At 69.8% G+C, this 18,874-nt stretch carries 21 protein-coding genes; 15 read left to right on the top strand and 6 right to left on the bottom strand.

Annotated features, from left to right (window positions below; translation table 11 throughout):
• Positions 1 to 26: 26 nt before the first annotated feature.
• Positions 27 to 824, top strand: a complete 798-nt coding sequence (locus Q0925_RS05320; RefSeq protein WP_299332526.1) for a class I SAM-dependent methyltransferase — start codon at positions 27 to 29, stop codon at positions 822 to 824.
• Positions 825 to 917: 93 nt separating this feature from the next.
• Here the strand turns inward: Q0925_RS05320 and Q0925_RS05315 are convergent, their stop codons facing one another.
• The gene (locus tag Q0925_RS05315; RefSeq protein ID WP_414652095.1) at positions 918 to 1,529 is read right to left on the bottom strand and encodes a DUF7095 family protein; all 612 of its coding nucleotides are present in this window, start codon (positions 1,527 to 1,529) and stop codon (positions 918 to 920) included.
• Between the two features lie 170 nt (positions 1,530 to 1,699).
• Between Q0925_RS05315 and ncsA the strand changes: the two genes are divergently transcribed.
• Positions 1,700 to 2,668, top strand: a complete 969-nt coding sequence (ncsA, locus tag Q0925_RS05310) for a tRNA 2-thiolation protein NcsA (protein ID WP_299332523.1) — start codon at positions 1,700 to 1,702, stop codon at positions 2,666 to 2,668.
• 35 nt (positions 2,669 to 2,703) lie between these two features.
• On the opposite strand, the gene ftsZ is transcribed toward ncsA, so the two are convergent.
• The 3 genes from ftsZ to Q0925_RS05295 all read right to left on the bottom strand — a co-directional run bounded on the left by ftsZ (position 2,704) and on the right by Q0925_RS05295 (position 4,774).
• Positions 2,704 to 3,873: a cell division protein FtsZ gene (ftsZ, locus tag Q0925_RS05305; protein ID WP_299332521.1), complete on the bottom strand. Its 1,170-nt coding sequence runs from the start codon at positions 3,871 to 3,873 to the stop codon at positions 2,704 to 2,706.
• Between the two features lie 3 nt (positions 3,874 to 3,876).
• On the bottom strand, positions 3,877 to 4,059 hold the full coding sequence (locus Q0925_RS05300) for a ribbon-helix-helix domain-containing protein (RefSeq protein ID WP_299332520.1): 183 nt from the start codon (positions 4,057 to 4,059) through the stop codon (positions 3,877 to 3,879).
• Positions 4,060 to 4,261: 202 nt separating this feature from the next.
• A complete protein-coding gene (locus Q0925_RS05295) occupies positions 4,262 to 4,774 on the bottom strand; it encodes a double zinc ribbon domain-containing protein (RefSeq protein WP_299332519.1) in 513 nt (170 codons plus the stop codon).
• Positions 4,775 to 5,226: 452 nt separating this feature from the next.
• Between Q0925_RS05295 and Q0925_RS05290 the strand changes: the two genes are divergently transcribed.
• The 10 genes from Q0925_RS05290 to Q0925_RS05245 are packed head-to-tail and all read left to right on the top strand — an operon-like array spanning position 5,227 to position 14,569.
• Positions 5,227 to 5,850 carry an HAD family hydrolase gene (locus Q0925_RS05290; RefSeq protein WP_299332517.1) on the top strand — a complete coding sequence of 208 codons (624 nt, stop codon included), beginning with the start codon at positions 5,227 to 5,229 and terminating at the stop codon, positions 5,848 to 5,850.
• Positions 5,847 to 6,749 (top strand): adenosylcobinamide-phosphate synthase CbiB, encoded by a 903-nt coding sequence (gene cbiB, locus Q0925_RS05285; protein ID WP_299332515.1) that lies wholly within the window; start codon positions 5,847 to 5,849, stop codon positions 6,747 to 6,749. The genes Q0925_RS05290 and cbiB overlap by 4 nt, the downstream gene beginning before the upstream one ends.
• On the top strand, positions 6,743 to 7,492 hold the full coding sequence (gene cobS / locus Q0925_RS05280; protein ID WP_299332513.1) for an adenosylcobinamide-GDP ribazoletransferase: 750 nt from the start codon (positions 6,743 to 6,745) through the stop codon (positions 7,490 to 7,492). The genes cbiB and cobS overlap by 7 nt, the downstream gene beginning before the upstream one ends.
• Positions 7,477 to 8,043 carry an NTP transferase domain-containing protein gene (locus Q0925_RS05275; protein ID WP_299332512.1) on the top strand — a complete coding sequence of 189 codons (567 nt, stop codon included), beginning with the start codon at positions 7,477 to 7,479 and terminating at the stop codon, positions 8,041 to 8,043. The genes cobS and Q0925_RS05275 overlap by 16 nt, the downstream gene beginning before the upstream one ends.
• On the top strand, positions 8,040 to 9,029 hold the full coding sequence (locus Q0925_RS05270; RefSeq protein WP_299332511.1) for a nicotinate-nucleotide--dimethylbenzimidazole phosphoribosyltransferase: 990 nt from the start codon (positions 8,040 to 8,042) through the stop codon (positions 9,027 to 9,029). Before Q0925_RS05275 ends, Q0925_RS05270 begins: the two co-directional genes overlap by 4 nt.
• Positions 9,019 to 10,017, top strand: coding sequence for a threonine-phosphate decarboxylase CobD (cobD, locus tag Q0925_RS05265; protein WP_299332510.1), 999 nt, complete (start codon positions 9,019 to 9,021; stop codon positions 10,015 to 10,017). Before Q0925_RS05270 ends, cobD begins: the two co-directional genes overlap by 11 nt.
• Positions 10,014 to 10,754 carry an adenosylcobinamide amidohydrolase gene (locus tag Q0925_RS05260; RefSeq protein ID WP_299332508.1) on the top strand — a complete coding sequence of 247 codons (741 nt, stop codon included), beginning with the start codon at positions 10,014 to 10,016 and terminating at the stop codon, positions 10,752 to 10,754. Before cobD ends, Q0925_RS05260 begins: the two co-directional genes overlap by 4 nt.
• A 26-nt stretch (positions 10,755 to 10,780) precedes the next feature.
• The gene (locus tag Q0925_RS05255; RefSeq protein WP_299332506.1) at positions 10,781 to 11,416 is read left to right on the top strand and encodes a cob(I)yrinic acid a,c-diamide adenosyltransferase; all 636 of its coding nucleotides are present in this window, start codon (positions 10,781 to 10,783) and stop codon (positions 11,414 to 11,416) included.
• Between the two features lie 49 nt (positions 11,417 to 11,465).
• On the top strand, positions 11,466 to 13,037 hold the full coding sequence (locus tag Q0925_RS05250) for a hypothetical protein (protein ID WP_299332505.1): 1,572 nt from the start codon (positions 11,466 to 11,468) through the stop codon (positions 13,035 to 13,037).
• A complete protein-coding gene (locus Q0925_RS05245; protein ID WP_349254390.1) occupies positions 13,034 to 14,569 on the top strand; it encodes a cobyric acid synthase in 1,536 nt (511 codons plus the stop codon). The genes Q0925_RS05250 and Q0925_RS05245 overlap by 4 nt, the downstream gene beginning before the upstream one ends.
• 4 nt (positions 14,570 to 14,573) lie before the next feature.
• On the opposite strand, the gene Q0925_RS05240 is transcribed toward Q0925_RS05245, so the two are convergent.
• Positions 14,574 to 16,109: a hypothetical protein gene (locus Q0925_RS05240; protein WP_299332503.1), complete on the bottom strand. Its 1,536-nt coding sequence runs from the start codon at positions 16,107 to 16,109 to the stop codon at positions 14,574 to 14,576.
• A 78-nt stretch (positions 16,110 to 16,187) separates the two neighbouring features.
• Between Q0925_RS05240 and Q0925_RS05235 the strand changes: the two genes are divergently transcribed.
• The 3 genes from Q0925_RS05235 (at position 16,188) to Q0925_RS05225 (ending at position 17,933) form a co-directional block, all read left to right on the top strand.
• Positions 16,188 to 16,961 (top strand): AAA family ATPase, encoded by a 774-nt coding sequence (locus Q0925_RS05235; RefSeq protein WP_299332502.1) that lies wholly within the window; start codon positions 16,188 to 16,190, stop codon positions 16,959 to 16,961.
• Positions 16,958 to 17,497: a hypothetical protein gene (locus Q0925_RS05230; protein ID WP_299332501.1), complete on the top strand. Its 540-nt coding sequence runs from the start codon at positions 16,958 to 16,960 to the stop codon at positions 17,495 to 17,497. The genes Q0925_RS05235 and Q0925_RS05230 overlap by 4 nt, the downstream gene beginning before the upstream one ends.
• A 118-nt stretch (positions 17,498 to 17,615) precedes the next feature.
• Positions 17,616 to 17,933: a HalOD1 output domain-containing protein gene (locus Q0925_RS05225; protein ID WP_299332500.1), complete on the top strand. Its 318-nt coding sequence runs from the start codon at positions 17,616 to 17,618 to the stop codon at positions 17,931 to 17,933.
• On the opposite strand, the gene Q0925_RS05220 is transcribed toward Q0925_RS05225, so the two are convergent.
• A complete protein-coding gene (locus Q0925_RS05220; RefSeq protein WP_299332499.1) occupies positions 17,934 to 18,863 on the bottom strand; it encodes a DUF7504 family protein in 930 nt (309 codons plus the stop codon).
• Positions 18,864 to 18,874: the final 11 nt, after the last annotated feature.

Raw genomic sequence — 18,874 nt, 5'->3', positions numbered from 1 at the left:
TTGAGGCCCGACGCGGTATCGGGAGCGTGCGCAGATTCTCGGCCGACTACCTCCGGCGGACGCGGGCGGGCATGTGGTCGTCTCGGGAGGCGCTCGACGTTCTCGACCTCCCGGAGCGAGACCGGGTGCTCGACGTCGGGTGTGGCACCGGTGAACTCACACGCGTCCTCCACGAGGAGGCAAACGACGCCGAGGTGATCGGCGTCGACGCCGACCCCACGCTCATAACCGCCGCCCGCGAGGAGACGGGCCTTCCGGTCGTTGCCGGCGACGCCACCCGACTCCCCTTCGGGACCGGGGCGGCCAACCTCGTCGCGTGTCAGGCGTTGCTTGTCAACCTGCCGCGGCCGGGCGAGGCGGTCGGGGAGTTCCGCCGCGTCGCCGCCGACGCCGTCGCCGCCGTCGAACCCGACAACGCGGACGTGGCCGTCGAGTCGACCGTCGACCGCGAGGTGGCCGTGGAGCGGCGGGTCCGCGAGGCGTATCTTGACGGCGTCGGGACGGACGTGGCGCTCGGCGACCGGACGGTTACGGCGTTCGAGGCGACGGGACTGGTCGACGTGACGACGCGTCGCCACTACCACCGGAAGGTGATCGAACCGCCATACACCGACGACGACCTTCGGGACGCGACCCGGAAGGCGACCGGGGCGGGGGTGGCCGACCACGAGACGGAACTCAGGCGTGCGGTCGGCGACGAGTACGACACCCTCCGGACGGCGTGGCGGGAGATGGGCCGTGAGGTGGTCAGGGCGATGCAGGCGGGGACGTACCGTCGCGCCGAGGTGGTGCCGTTCGACGTGACGGTCGGACGGGTTCCGTAGGCAGGGGATAACACCGGGTGTGGCGGCCGGCGGTCTCGCGTGTCGACCGTCGCTCGGTGAACCACACCACGTCCCGGCGGTGTCACTGTCCGCTCACACCACGTCGCCCCGGACCGTCCGCCCGGTCTCCTCGGCGCGGCGCGCCCGCATCACGTCGGCGGCGGCTGCGGCGTCGGACGCGTCGAGACCGAGCATCTCCAAGGCCTCCGAGAGGGTCGGAAAGGCGAGTTCGCCGCCACGGAGTTTCGACATCGCGTCGTCGTCGCGTTGTCCGTCGGCGTACAGACAGACGCCACGGGGATCGAGAATCTGCTCGTAGGCGTCGCGGGCCACCGCGCTTTTCAGACGCTGTGTGACGTTGTCGGAAAAGGAGGCGTTACACACCTCGAGGTGGATCGGTTCGTCGTCGGACATAAGATGGGCGGCGAGACATCGCTCGGGGGCGGCGTGGCCGTTGTCGTTTGCCCGGAGGTGTTCGGGATAGGCGGCGGCCCAGTCGGCGTCGACGCTCTTGCCGACACCGGAGACGCCGTACTGCGTTTTGAACGCGGCCTCGCGGTCGGCGTCGCCGCGCATGAGGAGATCCTTCGTGACGTACACGTCGAGTCGGTCGATCGGATCGAGACCGAGAGCGACGTCGCCGTACACCCACACCTCCCGGACCGGGACCGGGAGAAGCGCGGCCCGGTCGGCGTCCGACGCCATCCGGTCCCCGGCGTCGGTCGACCCGGCCGTGGCGCTCCGTGCCACGTGATCGACGATCTCGGCGACCCGGTCGAGTGCGGCGTCGCGATCCATCACGCGTTCTTTGATCCAAGCGGGCAAAACGGTTGTCCAACGAAACCGTGATACCGCCCGGCCGGCAAAACCGTGTGATGGACTGTGATCGGTGTGGCCGCGAGGCGGTGATGCACGCGGCGTACTCGGGGGCACACCTCTGTGACGACCATCTCCGCGAGTCGGTCGAAAAGCGCGTCCGCCGGCGGATCCGGAAGGACGACCTCCTGCCAGCGGACGCCTCGCCGGAAACCCCACAGACGTGGGTCGTCGGACTCTCCGGCGGAAAGGACAGCGTCGTTCTCACCCACATCTTAGAGGAGACGTTCGGTCGTGATCCGCGGGTCGAACTGGTCGCGCTCTCGATCCATGAGGGGATCGAGGGCTATCGGGACGAGAGTCTCGACGCCTGTCGGGCGCTGACAACGGATCGTGACCTTCGCCACGAGGTGGTGTCCTACGCCGACGAACTCGGGACCCGTATGGACGACGTCGTGGAAACGGACCCCGAGGACATGGCGGCGTGTGCGTACTGTGGTGTGTTCCGGCGCGACCTGCTGGAAGCCTACGCCGAGGCCTTCGATGCCGACAAACTGCTCATGGGCCACAACCTCGACGACGAGGCGCAGACGGCGCTGATGAACTTCTTCGAAGGCGACCTGCAACAGATAGCCAAACACTTCGACGCGAGTCTGGGCCCGTTCGACCGGCGCCGCGAGAACGACCACTTCGTGCCACGAGCCAAGCCGCTCCGTGACGTGCCCGAAAAGGAGGTGGCGTTGTACGCATACCTCGCGGAGCTTCCGGCGCACGTCACGGAGTGTCCACACGCGAGCGAGGCCTACCGTGGGGAGATCCGGAATCTGTTGCTCGAACTGGAGGAGAACCATCCCGGGACGCGACACTCGATCATGGCCGGGTACGAGGAACTCGCCGAACTGGCCGCACAACGGTATCGAAACGGCGGTGACGGGAGCGACCTCGGCGACTGCGACCGGTGTGGGTCAACTACGAGCGGTCGGATCTGTCAAAAGTGTCGGCTCGTTGAGTCGATCGAAGCGGTCTGACCGACCCCGGACGGAAAAAAGAGTCGACGGCGACGTTACCGGACGACGTCGACGCCGTTACGCTGGTCGAACTGCTCACGACCGCCGTCCGACCAGGACGCCTGGTCCTGGCCGACGTTTTCGCTCGCGTCGAACTCCGAAACGTCCTCGCCGTTGAGGCTTCGTCGGGATTTTTCCGCCTGCCGCTGGGTCGATGGTCCGAGCACCTGTGCGCTCTGGACGCCGGTCATGATGGCCATCACACGGACCTTCCCTTTGTACTCCTCTTGGATGCGCGCGCCCCAAATGACGTTGGCGCTCGCCTCCAGCCGTTCGGTGATGTTGTTGGCGATGCCCTCGGCCTCTTTGAGCGTGAGGTCGGGACCGCCGGTGATGTGAACGAGACCGCCGGACGCGCCACGGTAGTCGACGTCCAACAACGGGTGGTTCATCGCGTCGCTCACCACCTCTTGACTCTTGTTTTTGTCCTGGGTCTCGCCGACGAGCATCACCGCAACGCCGCCCTGGTTCATGATCGTAGACATATCGGCGTAGTCCAAGTTGATCAACGAGGGCTGAGTGATGGTCTCGGAGATCCCCTTGACCGTCTCGGCGATGATCTGATCCATCACCGAGAACGCCTTACCGATCGGCAAGTTGGGCACGTAATCGAGCAGGCGGTTGTTGTCGAGAACGATGATCGAGTCGGCCTCGCCGCGAAGCTTCTCGAGTCCCTCCTCGGCTTTGACCGTTCTGGCGCGCTCGACGTTGAACGGCGTCGACACCATGCCGACGACGATCGCACCCTGTTCTTTGGCGATCTTCGAGACGACCGGGGCGGCGCCGGTTCCGGTCCCGCCACCCATCCCCGCGGTCACGAAGACGAGGTCGGCCTCGCCGAGAACCTCCTTGATCGTCCCTTGAGCCATCTCGGTCGCGCGCTCGCCCATCGAGGGGTCGCCGCCGGCACCGAGCCCCTGCGTGAGCGACTTGCCCACGAGGATCTTCGTGTCGGCTTCGATCATCTTCAGGTGCTGCTTGTCGGTGTTGATGGCGATTGTCTCAGCACCGTCGACGCCGATGTTGTACAACCGGTTGACCGTATTGTTCCCGGCACCGCCGGCTCCGACGATGACGATCCGCGGGTCGCCGAAGTCGTCGTCCTCGTCGGCGTCGCGCTGTTCCTGCTCCTCGCGCTCGATGGCATCCTGGACGAATCCCTGCATCGTCTACACCTTCGCCCAACTGCGGTTGCGCTTGCGGTTGTCGTCACTGGACTCGCTTTGCTCGTTAAGCATCTCGCGGACAGCCGATCGGATGGCTTCGCTCCGATTCGGGAACTCTCCCGTCTCCACCATCTGTTCGACCTCCTCGATCTGCTGTTTCGGAATTCGTAGTGTCACACGCTCCATTGTTGCATCCCCCGGTAAGACGGGTAGGGACCATCCCCGTTTTGTGTCTTACACGCCGAAACCGACAGACGACGGTTGGACACCACCGATGTCGGTCAGTCTGTAAGACGACCGTCTTACACAAACACAACAACATCCCAATACTATATAAAATTGACGGCAGGTGTAAGACAGACACCCGGTTCCGTTGTTTACACAGCGCTCAGGACTGTTTGCGCCGATCCAACACGTCGGCCGCAGGGGTGCGTCGACCACAGCTGGGGCAGAACGCCCAGTCGGATCGGATCTCGTCGCCGCAATCGCAGAACACCCGGTGGGACGATTTCTCACCACAGTTCGGGCAGTAAACGTGCTCTTCGGGCGTTTTTTCGCCACACTGGGAACACGTGTTATCCCGTGTATCCGCGTCTTCACCCGCGTTTTTGGACCGCGTCTTGTGCGCTGCCGACTCGGCGTCGCGTTCGACGGATACGTCGGACGGCTCGGAGTTGTGACCGTCCAGCGTGACGTTTACGTTGATCTCGGGTGGCTCGCGTTGTGCAAACGCGTGTTCGGCGAGCAGCGCCTCCACGTTCCGGTCCGACGATGACCGCTCACGGTCCGCGCCGTCGAGGTAGGCGCGCAGTGCGTCGCGCATCACCTCGCTTTTGGAGCCGTCGAACTCCTCCAAGCGCCGAACGAGGTCGTCCTCTGCGCGGAACGTGATCTTACTCATCGTTTGTCATCCACGTTCGCCTCTTATATCAAACCTTCGTGCGTGTCTGACGTCTGTCTGTCGCCATCGGCGAGGCGTCGTCGCTCCGTGTCGAGCGGATGCGTTCGGCCGCCGAACGGCCGACCGATGAGTCCGCACGCGGCGTCGGCGTCCCGGACCATGCGCCGCCTGAAAACGAGGTTCGTATCACGTCGGTGTTCACACACTGAACGGTTCAGTGTAGACGGCATCGGCGTCGACACCGTCGGCGCCGGGGAAGTCCAGCCCTGCGGTGACGCGGCGAGTGTGCGCCCGGCCGGGAACCGGTCGGCGGCGTTGGCGGGCGCGGTAAGCGCGAACAGTCGGACGGCGGCCACGCCACAGCCAGCGTCGCCCCCATCCTATGTGTGCGGTCGGACGAACCGTATCGACCGCGACGGTGAAGTGTCTCCACACCGACCCTCCACCAACCCGTGACCGCCGTCTCCTTCGACCTGTTTGGGACGCTCGTGACGGCGTCGACGCCGGACGACCCGGCCGCCGCCGTCGCCGGAGAGCTTCGTGACCGCGGCGTCGCCGTCCCCGAGGGATGGGCGACGGCGTACCGAACCCCTCATCTCGACACGCCCGACGGCGCGGAGCTACCGCTCCCGGCACACGCCGCCGCCGCGCTCCGGAGCCGCGGCGTTGCGGCGTCCGACACCGTCGTCAGACACGCCGTCGTCGCCGCGTTCGATCCCGATGTGAGACGCACGGACGGGGTCGAGGCCGCCCTCGCCGCCGCGCGTGACCGCGGTCCCGTGGGTCTGTGTTCGAACTGTAGCGTGCCGGAACTCGTCCCCCGAACCCTCGTCCGTGCCGACCTCAGAGGGGCGTTCGACACCGTTGTCACGAGCGCCGCCTGTGGCTTCCGCAAGCCCCATCCGCGCCCCTTCGAGACGGTCGCCGCCGGCCTCGGTGTCGAGCCCTCGGCGCTGATCCACGTCGGTGACGATCCGACGGCCGACGGCGGGATCGAGTCCCTCGGCGGCCGGTTCGTCGACGTGACCGAAACCCCCTTAGCCGTCTTGAGTGACCGGTTGGAGGTCGACTCGTGACACCCGTTGTCGCCGTCGTTCTCGCGGCCGGACTCGACCGACTGGTCGCCGAACCGCCGACGAAGCTCCACCCCGTAGCGTGGCTGGGCCGAGGGATCGGCACGCTCGACCGCGCGTGGAGATATCCCCGGTTCGCCGGCGTCGTCGCGGCGCTCTCGGTCCCGCTTTTCGTCGCCGCCGTCGCCGCCGGGGTCGTCGCCGTCGTCGCCGCGGCGTCACCGGTCGGGGGGGCCGTCGTCGCCGGCCTCGTCTGTTTCGTCTCGACCAGTCGGCGGATGCTCGTCGACGAGGCGTGGGCCGTCGTCGCCGCGAGCGAGGCGGACCTTCCGGCCGCCCGGGAGCGTCTCCGCTCGCTTGCAGGGCGGGACGCGACCGATCTGTCCGGCGGCGAGGTTCGGAGCGCGGCCGTCGAGAGCGCCGCCGAGAACCTTGCCGACGGCCTCGTCGCGCCGCTCGCCGGGTTCGCCCTTCTCGCGCCCGTCTCGGTCGCGGCGGGCGCGGCCGCGGCCGCGGCGATCAAGACAGTCAACACGCTGGATTCGATCTTTGGCTACCGGTCGGAGCCGATGGGCTGGGCCCCCGCACGCCTCGATGATCTCATCATGTGGTTGCCCGCCCGCGTGAGCGCGTGCCTGCTTGCCGTCTCCGGAGGCAAGCCCGGCGCGGTGGTTCGCGCACGGCGGGCCGCCCACGAGCCGTCGTCGCCGAACTCCGGGTGGCCCATGGCGACGCTCGCGGCCGGGCTGGGGGTGCGGTTGGGAAAGCCCGGGGCCTACGTGCTCGACGGGGGGCCCGACCTGCCGACGCGGGCCGATGCCGACCGGGGGATCACTGTCGTCTCCCGGGCCGGGTGGCTGGCGTTCGGGCTGGCCGCGGCGGGGGTGATCGCGGCGTGTTGACCGCGGTTCGGGGGGCGCTTGCCTTTCTGACGCGGCTCCCCGTCGGCGGCGGTGAACGGGCGTGGAACGCCTTCCGACGGACGCCGGTCGCCTTTGTCGTCGCCGGGTACGTCGTCGGCGTTCTCGCCGCACTCCCTCACACCCTCCCAGTGCCCGTACCGACGGTCGTGACGTGTTATCTCGCGACACTGTATCTCGTCACCGGCATCACACACGTCGACGGGCTGGCTGATCTGGGCGACGCCGCCGCGGTCCACGGGACGGCGGTCGACCGGCGCGAGGCGTTGGAGGATCCGGGAGTCGGTGTCGGCGGGGCGCTCGCGGTCGGGGTGGCACTCGTTGCCCTCACACTCGCCGGTCTCGGGGTCGCCGGCGCGGGCCCACGGGCCGCCATCCGCCTCGTTCTCGCGGCGGAGGTGAGCGCCAAGACGGGGATGGCGGGGCTTGCGGCGCTTGGCACGCCCGGCCACGAGGGGCTGGGGTCGGCCGTCGTCGGCGAGGTCGGGCCTGCATCGCTTCTCCCGGTCGTCGCCGCCGCCCTTCCCGTAGCGCTCGCCGCGCCGACCGGCGCCGCGCCGGCACTCGCCGTGACGCTGCTCACCGGGCCGGCGGTCGCCGTCCTCGTCGGTCGGTGGGCGACGCGGGCGTTCGGGGGCGTTACGGGTGATACCCTCGGCGCGGCGAACGAACTCGGGCGGATCGCCGCGCTCCACGCGGGGGTGGTCACATGGACGCTCTGGTGATGTGTGGCGGGCGAGGAACCAGACTCGACGCCGAGGTGGAGAAGCCACTCGTCGCGGTGGGTGACGTCCCCATGGTCGACCGGGTTCGTGCCGCTCTCGACGCGAGTCGGGTCGGAGCCGTCCACGCGGTCGTTTCACCGCACACCCCGGCGACACGCGACCACCTCCGGGCGGCCGGCGTGCCCGTCGTCGAGACGTCCGGCGAGGGGTACGTCGCCGATCTGACCGCCGCGTTGGACCGTGTCGGCCGGCCGGCGCTGACCGTCGCCGCCGACCTACCTTTGCTCGCCGCGCCGGTTGTCGACATCGTTCTCGACGGACATGGAGCGACGGACGACGACTCGCTCACGGCGGCGGTCCCGGTCGCGCTGAAACGCCGGCTCGGCGTGAGCGTCGACACGACGCTCGACCGCGAGGGACGGACCCTCGCCCCGACCGGCTGCAACGTCGTCGACGGAGCCGGCGACGAGATACACGTTGTCGAGGACCCACGACTCGCGGTGAACGTGAATCGTCCGTCCGATCTGCAGGTCGCGGAGGCGCTCGCGTGACCCGGTTCGTTCTCGTCGCGGGCACGACCGAGACGGCCCGGATCGACGGGATCAGCGCCGCCGGGGCCGACCGCAAGGCCATGGCCCACACCCCGAGCGCGGACGCCGAACTGATCGAGTACGGCCGGTTGGTTCGTTCGCCGGTCGTCCCCGTGAGTCCGACAGGGTGTCCGACACCTGCGGCGGTCACCCGCGCGGTCCAGGAGCGGGTTGGCTTCGAGACGCTCGTCGTCGACGCCGGTCTCGCCGAACCGACCGGGGCGGCGACGGTGGACGTTGGCGCGAAACCGGGCCGTGACATCCGCGAGGCCGACCCCGTGCCGACCGCGCCGGGGGCGTGGGTTGCCGCCCGCGAGTTCGGGCGGGACCTCCCCGACGACGAACTCGTGATCGGCGAGACGATCCCCGGCGGGACGACGACGGCTCTCGGGGTCTGCCGGGCCCTCGGCGTCGATATCGACACCTCATCGTCGCTGCCGGAGAACCCGGTCGACCTGAAACGGGAGGTCGTCACGGCGGCGTTCACCGCAAGCGACCTCGACCCCGGCGGGGCGGCCTACCGGCCGGAACTCGCCGTCCGTTTTCTTGGCGACCCGGTGCTCGCGGTCGTGGGCGGACTGGCCGCCGGCGCGCTCGAATCGGGGACGGACGTGGTGCTCGGCGGCGGGACACAGATGCTCGCCGCCGCCGCACTGGTTCGCCACGCGGGCGTCGCCAACCCCCTGACGGTCGCGTCGACGACGTACGTCGCCGGGAACGCCGATGTTCGGGGTGTAGCGGCCGCTCTCGACTGCAAGGCGGTCGTCACCGACCCCGGATTCGAGAAGCGGGCCGACACCCTCTCGCGGTACGCCGCCGGCGAAGCCAAGGAGGGTGCGGGGATGGGTGGTGCGCTCCTGCTCGCGGAACGGGCCGGCGTTCTCGACGGCCTCGGGGACGGAACGCTTGAGGTGGTAGAACGCGTGGGCTCTGCCGATGGACCCTGACGCCGTTCCCGAGGTGAACCGCATCCCCCACGGGGGGGCGTCTGATCCCTCGGTGCTCGATTTCAGCGCCAACACGAATCCCGAACGACCGAACGGCGTCGCCGACGCCGCCGACCTGGCTGCCACGCGGTATCCCGACGACGACTACCCCGAGTACTGTGTCGCAGCCGGCGAGTATCTGGGGTGTGAGCCGCAGTCGGTCGTGCCGACGGCCGGCGGCATCGGCGCGCTCCGTCTCGCCTTCGAGGTGACGCTTGACACCGGCGACGGCGTTCTCCTCCCGAAGCCGAGCTTCGGCGAGTACGCTCGCGAGGTCGGTCTCCAAGGGGCGGAACCGACGTTCGTCGACCACGACCGCCTCCTCGAAACCGATCCGGCGGGGTACGAGGCCGTCGTTGTCTGCAACCCAAACAACCCGACAGGCGACGCGTACCCACGAGCCGACCTCGTGTCGTACGCCGAGGCGTGTCGGGCCGCCGACACCCTCCTCGTCGTCGACGAGGCCTTTCTCGATTTCACCGACCGGCCGACGCTCGCGGGCGAACCCGGCGTCGTCGTCGTGCGGTCGCTGACGAAGATGTTCGGCCTTCCGGGGCTCCGGATGGGGTTTGCGGCCGCGACCGACGGCCTGCGCGACCGTCTCGACACCGCACGACCGGCGTGGGGGCTATCCGCGCCCGCCGCCGCGGTGGGGACCTACTGTCTCCGGCAGACAACGTTCGTCGCCGAGACGCGGGAGAGGGTCCGGCGCGAGCGCCACCGCATGCGCGACGCTCTCGACGGGCCGTTCGACGTCTATCCCTCCGAGGCGCCGTTTCTACTGTTGGAGACCGAGATGGAGGTAAAAGCCCTCGTCGCCGACGTCCGGCGGGCGGGCATCGCGGTCCGCGACGCCACCACGTTCCGGGGGCTCGACGACCACGTCCGGGTCGCCGTGCGCCGCCCGGCGGAGAACGACCGCCTCCTCGACGCGCTGTTGGACCTATGACCGCGACTCCGGTCTTCGACGCCGAGGTGCGGGCGGGCGTCTGTCGCCTCGGTCGCCCGGGCACGCGGTGGCTCTCGACGGGGTTCGACGGCGGGAAAAGCGTCGCGCCGGCGGCCTACAACTGCACCGTCCCGGAAGGTTGGTCCCGAACGGACCTCGACGCGTACGTCGCCGACCGACTCACCGAGGCGGGGTTCGATCCCGACGCCCGCGGCCCGGCGTTGTTGACCGGCGTCGAACAACACCACGCCCGGCGGGCGCGACTCGGTTCCGTCGAAGCGGTCGTCACGGCCGGCGTGTCGAACCCCGCGGCGCTTCCCGTCAGTGGGTGGACGGGGAGCGGCGGCGACAACGACGGCGGTGGTGCCTCCTACGCCGGCACGGTCAACGTGGTCGTCGGGACGACGCGGGCGCTGCCGTCGGGTGCGCTGGCGAACCTGCTGACGGTCGCCGCGGAGGCAAAGGCGGCGACGTTGCTCGCACTGACCGGTGTCCCAGGGACAACGACCGACGCGGTCGTCGCGGCCTGTGACCCGGCCGGCGAGCCGGTCCGGTTTTCGGGGAGCGCGACCGACGTTGGGGGGGCCGCCCGCGCCTGCGTTCGCGACGCCCTCGTCGCGGGGCTGGCGTCGCGGTACGGCGACGAGGGAATCGACGCCGCGGCGAACGCGCGGGCCGGCGCGGGCGTCGTCACCGACGACCGGGCGGCCACCTCGGCGCTCACACCGGACCATTGAATACCGCTCCGAGCCGAATCGGGACGATGAGCGACACTCCACGGCCGGTCGAGGGGCGTGTCCCCGAGGAGTTCGGCCTCGTGCAGGTGTGGTGGGGTAACGGGAAGGGAAAGACCACCGCCGCCCTCGGGATGGGGTTTCGGGCCGCCGGCCACGGCTACCGGGTCCACCTCCTCCAGTTCATGAAAGGCGGCGCGGCGAGCGTCGAGGACGTCCGTGGCGAGTACGCCGCCATCGAGCAGGTGGCCGGGTTCAGTTACGAACACACCGGTCACTACGGCTGGCACGGCTTCGCAGACGGGAGCGACGACGACGACCACGCCGCAAAGGCGAAAGGCGGGTTGGAGCGGGCCCGCGACCTGATCGACGCCGCCGCGGACGCCGACCGCTCCGATCCCATCGATCTCGACGGTGATCCCGAGAACGGCGTCCACATGCTGATCTTAGACGAGGTGCTCTACGCCGCCAACCGCGGCCTGATCGACCCCGCGGACGTGGTCGACCTCGTCGAGCGAAAACCCGACGACCTGGAACTCGTCTGTACCGGCGGCCACGAACACCCGTCCTACCTGACCGACGTGGCCGACCTAGTGAGCGAGGTGCGGAAGGAGCGCCACCCGATCGACGCCGGCCAGCGGGCGCGAAAGGGGACGGAGTTCTGAGTCCGACCGCCGACCGAAGGGTTTTGCGCGCCCGCCCGTATCTGAGGGTATGACCGGCGACGCGTTCGCCGACCGCCTCGCCTCCCTCTCCCGGGACGAACGGGCGGCGTTTATCGCCGCCGTGTACGAGGCCCGCGGGTGGGCGGTGACGCGGGAGGGCCACAGGGTGGTGGCGACGCCGCCGGGAGGTGGATCCGTCCACCCACACCGGTTCGTGGCGACGGCCGACGAGGCCACCGTCGCGACGCGGGACAACGGGGACCCACTGACCGCCGCCGAACTGCGTGAGCTACTGGTTTATGCACTCGATTCGGCCGGCCGGGAGCGGGTGTGTCGGCGCTTTTTCGACCGCGACTGCGGCCCCGGCGATCCGTGGTTTGGCGGCGGTGACGGCGGCTCAAGGGTGACGGCCGCGCCGGCGGACCAACCGCCCGACTGCGCGTCGGCCGGGACGGACGTGTCCGGCGACGGGAACGGCGACGGGGACGGGAACGGGGACGGGAACGGGGACGTGGGCGGCGGTGCGCCCGGCAGCACGGAGACGGCGTCCCGGGAGACGGCGGTTGCGGGCGGAGGGCCGGCCGGCGGAGCCGACGCCGGCCCGTCTGTGACCGGCGGGAGCGACGGAGACGACGACCCGACCGGCGGCAGGCGGGACGGCCGGTGGTCCCGGCGCACCCTTCTTGTCGGGGCCGCGGTGGCGCTCGTGATCGGGAGCATCGCGGCGGCGGCCGGGCCGGCGTTCGCACCGGCGGGTGCCGCTGGTACCGACACCGACACCGACACAACCGGGGCGAACACGACGGCCGTCGGCGACGGGACGGACGCGGCGGGCACCGGGAACGACGGGACAGGCCGGGCCCCCTTCCCGCCGGGAATCGATGCGGCGGGCGTCACGAGTGCGGTCTCGGTCGCCGGCGCACACGCCGAGGCGCTCTCTGGGCGTTCCTACCGGATCCATATCCTTCACCGGGAGTACGTCGACGGTCGGCTTCGCGGCGTCGCCGAGGAGCGTGTCGCGGTCGAGTCGTCCGATCACTACCGGTCGAGCGTCCGGGTCGTCGGCACGGTCGGGCACGCCTCACCGCTTGTCGCGGAGGAGTCCGTGTACGCGAACGGGACGGCGTTGTACGTCCGGCCCATCGAGGGGCGCGACACACCGGAAAGCGCCCAGTTCGTCCGGGTGACGACACGGGAGACGACCACCCCGAACCGTATCGTCGACCGGTCGCAGCGGTACGTCCGCTGGTATCTCGGTGTCGAGGAGTCCCGCGTCGTCGGGCACGAGACCCGTGACGGCCGGGCGGAGGTCCGGATCGGCATAGACGGTGACCCATGGCCCGGATCGAGAAACGTGACGGGCGAGGCCCGGGTCGACGAGCGTGGCTTGGTGCGGACCATCCGGCGGGCGTCGAGACCGGTCGGCGAGCCGTCGGTTCGGGTGGTTGTGACGATTCGGGTGATGACGGAGCCGGTGACGGTGACGCGACCGGCGTGGGCCGATCGAGGGGGGAAAAGTCCCGACCCCGACCCCGCGGGATCGACCGCGACGCCGACGCCAACCACGGCCACAGCCCGGCCGAACGCAACCGAGGCGGCGTCACGACGGGTGTGGCCGTGAGCGACGCCCGCACCCTTCTGATCGCGGGAACGGCGAGTCACGTCGGCAAGTCGACGGTCGCGGCGGGGCTCTGTCGTCGTCTGGCCGAGGCGGGGTACGACGTCGCGCCGTTCAAGGCCCAGAACATGTCGAACAACGCCCGCGCGGTCCCGCAGGCCAACGGCGAGGGGTTCGGCGAAATCGGTGTCTCACAGTACGCGCAGGCCCGCGCCGCCGGCGTCCGGCCGACGACGGACCACAACCCCGTCCTGTTGAAACCGCGGGGTGACGGCGAGTCCCAACTCGTGATCGACGGCGAGGCCCGGGCGAACGTCGCCGCCGACGCCTACTACGAGGAGTGGTGGGACGAGGCCCGCGGCGCGGTCCGGGCCGCTCACGACCGCCTCGCGGCCGACGCCGACGTGGTCGTCGCCGAGGGGGCCGGGTCGATCGCCGAGATCAACCTCCACCACCGCGACCTCTCGAACGTTGAGGCGGCGCGGCTCTCCGACGCGGATATCGTGCTCGTCGCGGACGTCGAACGGGGGGGTGTCTTCGCCGCCATCGTCGGCACCCTCGACCTGCTCCCCGACGACCTCAGAGAACGGGTCGCGGGGGTCGTGATCACGAAGTTCCGCGGCGACCGGTCGCTGCTCGCGGACGGGGTCGACGCCGTCGAGGAGCGGATGGGCGTCCCCGTCCTCGCGGTTCTCCCCTACGACGATCCGGGGCTCCCCGAGGAGGACAGCGTCGCCCTGCCGGCGCGGGGCGACCGCGGCCTCGTCGGGGGCGACGACGGCGTCGACGCTGAGCGAACGGCCACGGTCGCGGTCCCGCGGCTTCCTCACCTCTCGAACGCGACCGATCTCGAACCGCTTGCTCGCGTCCCCGGCGTTCGCGTCGTGTACGCGCCACTTTCCGCGGATCTTCGGACCGTCGGTCCCGGAGGCCAAGCGGCCGACGCGGTGGTTCTCCCGGGGACAAAAAACACCGTGGACGACCTGCGCGCCGCCAGCGAGGCGGGGCTCGGCGAACGGCTTCGGACGTTCGACGGGCCGGTCGTCGGGCTCTGTGGCGGCTACCAGTTTCTCGGCGAGCGGATCGAAAGGGCGTCGGTCGAGGGCACCGGCGACGCCGAAGCGGTTTCGGGACTGGGACTGCTCCCCGTCGTGACCCGGTTCTCGGCCGACAAGCGGGTCGAACCGGCGACGTGGACCCTCGACGGCGGTGGACCGCTCGCCGGCGTCTCGGCGACAGTCGACGGCTACGAGATCCACGCCGGCGAAACGCGAGCGGTCGGTCGGGTCGACACGCCCTTCGTTGCCCCCGACGGCCGGGATGGGCCCGAACTCGGGGCGACCCGAGGCGAGGTGTTCGGGACGTACCTCCACGGCCTGTTCGCGAACCGTCCGGCGCGTGAGGCGGTCGTCGACGCGGCGTATGGCGGAACCGAACGGCCGGACGCGGCGGTCGACGACCCGTCGCCGTACGACCGCGCGGCTGATCTCGTTTCGAGGGTTGCCCTCGATGTCGTCGGACTCGGCGACGCGTAGGCGGTCAGCGCCACGACGGCGGGGAGACAGTGACGTTTCCCCTCGTGATCCGGACGGTGGTCGTCGTTCGGACCGGGGACTCCCCGACGGGGACGTACGCGTACTCGTAGTGGAGTTCGTGGACGAGGCCGCGTTCGTCGACGAGGAGGCTCCCGACGGTGAGAGCACCGTTCGGTGGCTGGCGACGGAATTCGATCCAGACGTACCGCGTCCCGTTGCGTTCGTACGCCCCGAGCAACGCCGAGTTCTCCGCGTCAAGCGTCCGCCGCAGATACGCCGCGGTCCGGGTCGCGAACGGATCGTCGTCGCGGGTGAGCGCGGTACGGCGCCATCCGGGGCCGCCGGCGGTGGCGTTGTCATCGGGCCGCCGGTCGACAAACCGGATCGTCCCGGTTTCGTCCGTCCGGTTTGTCAGGCGGACGAACCGCTCGGTCCCGTCCGCGTACGCCGTCGCGTCGGCGACGGCCCGCGGTTGCCGCTGGAACGTTCCAGCCACCTCGACGGTGGAGCGATACCGGGTCGGGCCTTCGACCACCGTTTGCTCCCACGCGGCGGCGGTCGGTTGCCCGCTGAGGAACTCGCGGTCGACAACCGAGAGCCGGTAGGAACGCCCGGAGAGCGTCGCCTCGTGGGCCGCCGCGAGCACCGAGGCGTTCTCGATGCCGTCCGCGTCGACACCGGGTGGGTACGGTCCTTCTGCTCCGTCCGCTGAACCCTCGATATCGGAGGGGGTGGACGGCGGGTCGCGGCTCGACGCCCCCGCCGGACCGCCGGTCGGCGTGGCGGTGGTCGGCGTGGCGGTGGCCATCGTGTCGTTCGCGGCGGCGTCGCCGGCGGGACCACCGTCGGCCACCGACGGGAATCCCAGCCCCGCCAGTCCCGGACCGACGGCGAGTGTAACAGCGACGACCGACAGGAGAACGCCCACAACCGGGAGGAGGCCGCGAGCGGGGAGGCGGTTCGGACCGTTTGCCTCGGGGTCGTCGCTCAGGGGCTCGGCGGACGGCCCGGCCCCCTCCGCTCGGCCGGCGGTCGTCGGCGCCGACTGTGGCGAGGACTGAGACGAAAAGGAATCGTCCGCGACCGACCGCGTGGAGTCAACGTCCGACCCCGACGACACCGGGTCGTCGCTCGCGCCGCGGTCGCCCGGGGACGGGTCGGCCACGCCGACATCGGCGGTGTCGACGCCGAAAAACCGCTGGAACAGGCGCGTTCGGTCGGGGTCGTCGACGGCGTACAGCGACATCCGTCTGAGGCGGGTGGCGTCGATAACGTCGGCGGCGGCGTCTGTGTCGGTGTCGCCCGCCGCGGTCGGGACGACGATGGCGTCGGCGTCGATGTCGCCCACGGCGGTCGACGGGGGCGTGTCGTGCCGGACGGCGAAGCGCCGGGTTCGTTCGCCGTCGGAGACGAGAATATCGCCGTCGACACGGTCGGTTTCCCGGCCGCGGGCCTCGTACAGGGCCGCGACGAACGCGGCGAACGCGTCGGGATCGAGTCCGTCCAGAAGCTCCCGAAACGCGGCCGAGGAGGATGGCATACCCCTGGGAGGGGGTAGATCGGTAAAACGGTTGGGCCAAGGGAACCCTTAACACCGCCGGCCCGTAACCCGTCGGCGATGGTCGAGGCGTTCGCCGTAGCGAGCGGCAAGGGTGGCACGGGAAAAACGACGAGTACGCTCGCGCTGGGGATGGCCCTCGCCGAGGACCACGACGTGACGGTCGTCGACGCCGACACCGGGATGGCGAACCTGCTCTTTCACGCCGGCCTCAACGACGCGACGGTGACGCTTCACGACCTGCTGGTCGAAGGTGCGGACGCGACCGTCGACGACGCCGTCTACGACCGGTTCGGCATGCGGGTCGTCCCCTGTGGAACGAGTTTGGCGGCGTTCCAAGCCGCCGACCCCGAACGACTCCGGGACGTGGTGGCGACGTTAGCCGCCGACGCCGACGTACTCTTGTTGGACTCGCCGGCCGCCCTCGGATCGAAAAGCGCGGTCCTGCCGGTCGTGCTTGCCGATCGAACGGTTGTCGTTCTCCAACCGACGATCCCGGCGCTCTCGGACGGCCTGAAGGTACAGGAGTACGCCCGGTCGTACGGCACTGAGACGGCGGGGACGCTGTTCAATCGTGTCCGCGACGACGGGGGGATCGACCGGGTCATCGATCGGGCGGAGCGTTACTTCGGCGGCGAGACGCTTGGCGTGGTCCCGGAGAGCGACGACGCCCGAAGCGCCCGGGCGGCGGGTGAACCCTTGCTCGCCCACGCGCCGGACTCGCCGGCGTCGCGGGCATTTCGCGAGGCGGCGAGTCGTCTCAGCGTTCGCGACGGGGCGAGCGGGACCGTCGCCGACCGTTTTCGGAGCGCGGTCGTCCCGGACGACGTATGAAGATTCCCGACGGCGACCTGCTCCGGTCACGGGTTGTCGGCGATCTCGGGGTGACACTCGCGACCGCACTGGAGCGACGGCTCACTGGGTACGCCGTCGTCGAACCCCAGGACGCGGTGCTACTGGGCGATGAGACGCGGGGCGTCATCACCTTCACCGAGGGGGTGCCGGTGCTGGCGTACTGCACCACGAGCGACCGGGGTGGCGCCGACGCCCTCGAAGACGTCCGGGGACCGGGCCCGTACAGCGTCGACCTCTACGAACTCGACCGATCGGCGCTCGCGGCCGCACACGAGGCCGACGGACTCCGGGTCTCGCCCGGGCTGCCGGCGGAACGACTCACCGACGACCGCGACCTGGTGACGCGAACCCGCGACGCCGCGCCCGAGGACCGGTTGGGAGGCGACGACACCGACGCGGTGGAGTCGTTTCTGGACGACGAGTCACAGATCGAGGCCATCCGCGAACAAGCCCGGGAGGAGGCCCGAACCCGCGCCGAGGAGTGGGGGCTGACCGACGCACTCGAGGAGTCCTGACCGGGAAACGGAGTCGATGGCAAAGGCGAAGGCGGAAACGGAAGCGGAGTGCAGTGTGGTGTAGACACACACTTTTGTGACCGGCACCGCATCGTCCGATAACGACGGTCGTCTCAGCATGCCGGAGTTCTCCTCGACCGACGGCGGTCGAAATACCGAGTACGATCCGGACCGCGGCGTGTACGTCGCCGATCACCGGGAGACGGGTAACGAAGAACTGAGCGTTACGGTGGTCCACGCGGTTCTCGACGCGACCGGAACCGAACCGACCGACGTGAACCTCAACGACGCGATCCGACCGGACGCGCTGAATCGGCTCTTCGGCCCGAGACACGACGGCGTGCCACGGGACGGTGGGACGGTCACCTTCGACTTCGCGGGATGTCGGGTGGCCGTCGACGCGGGCGGCGAGGTTCGGGTCGACCCCGATCCGTAACTACTCCGCCTCGGACGGCCACTCCAGTAACCATTCGAGTCGGTCGATGTTCGCCGTACCGCTGGCGAGACGCACCCGCTCTGTCTCTCGGTCGAACGTTGCAACGCCTGCCTCGGCCAGTCGCGGGACGTGGATCGATGCGAGGGCGGTGTACGCCCGTTCGCGCTCCGTTGTGGTCGGTTCGTCCGTGTCGTTCTCCCAACGGGCGAGGCCGGCGGTCAGTCGCTCCAGTCCGAGTTCGGGGTTCTCGAACAGGCTCCGGAGAACGAACCGCCGACGGGGGTTCCCGAGTAGGTCGTGGATGGTGTCGCGGTCGACCTCGGTGGGGTCGTCGGTGTGATCGACCACGCGGTCGAACAGGGGCCAAAGCGTGTTCCGTGTCCGCTCTCCGACCGCGTCGGGAGCGAGTCGCGCGATCAGTGCGGCCTCGGAGTGCTCGATGCTTCGGATCAACGGGTGAAGAAACTGAAACACGGACTCCGTGTCGGCTTCCTCGATCAGGGGAGAGAGCGCGTCGATGTAGACGATAGTCTCCCGGTCGGAGTCGGCCCAGTCGTCGAGATACAGTGTCACTGCCGTCCCGAGACGTTGCAGGTTGCCCGGGTCGGCCATCGACGTCAACGTGATGTCACCCCCCGGGAGCGACCGGCGGGCGGGCCGGCCGTTCGTCGTGTCCGCCGCCGAGCGGGTGAGTTCCGCAAAGGAGATGAGAGCGAACGCGGCGGGAAGCGATCCGACGGTGGACCGCCAGTTCTGTACCACGTCGGCCACCGACCGCGACACCGACACGACGAGAACGTTCGCCTCGCGTGGCGTCACCTCCAACAGTTCGTCTCCACCACCCGCGGCTCCCCGGAGTAATCGTAGCGTCGCGGTCGGCCGCTGCGCCGTACTTCCCCCGGTCGGCGAATCGCCGTTCGCGCCCCCCATGGCTGGCTATC

Origin of the sequence: Haloplanus sp., assembly GCF_028275055.1 — an archaeon.
Taxonomy (GTDB): Archaea; Halobacteriota; Halobacteria; order Halobacteriales; family Haloferacaceae; genus Haloplanus.
The sequence above is the reverse complement of the archived record's forward strand: the minus strand, read 5'-3'. Positions and strand labels throughout refer to the sequence as shown.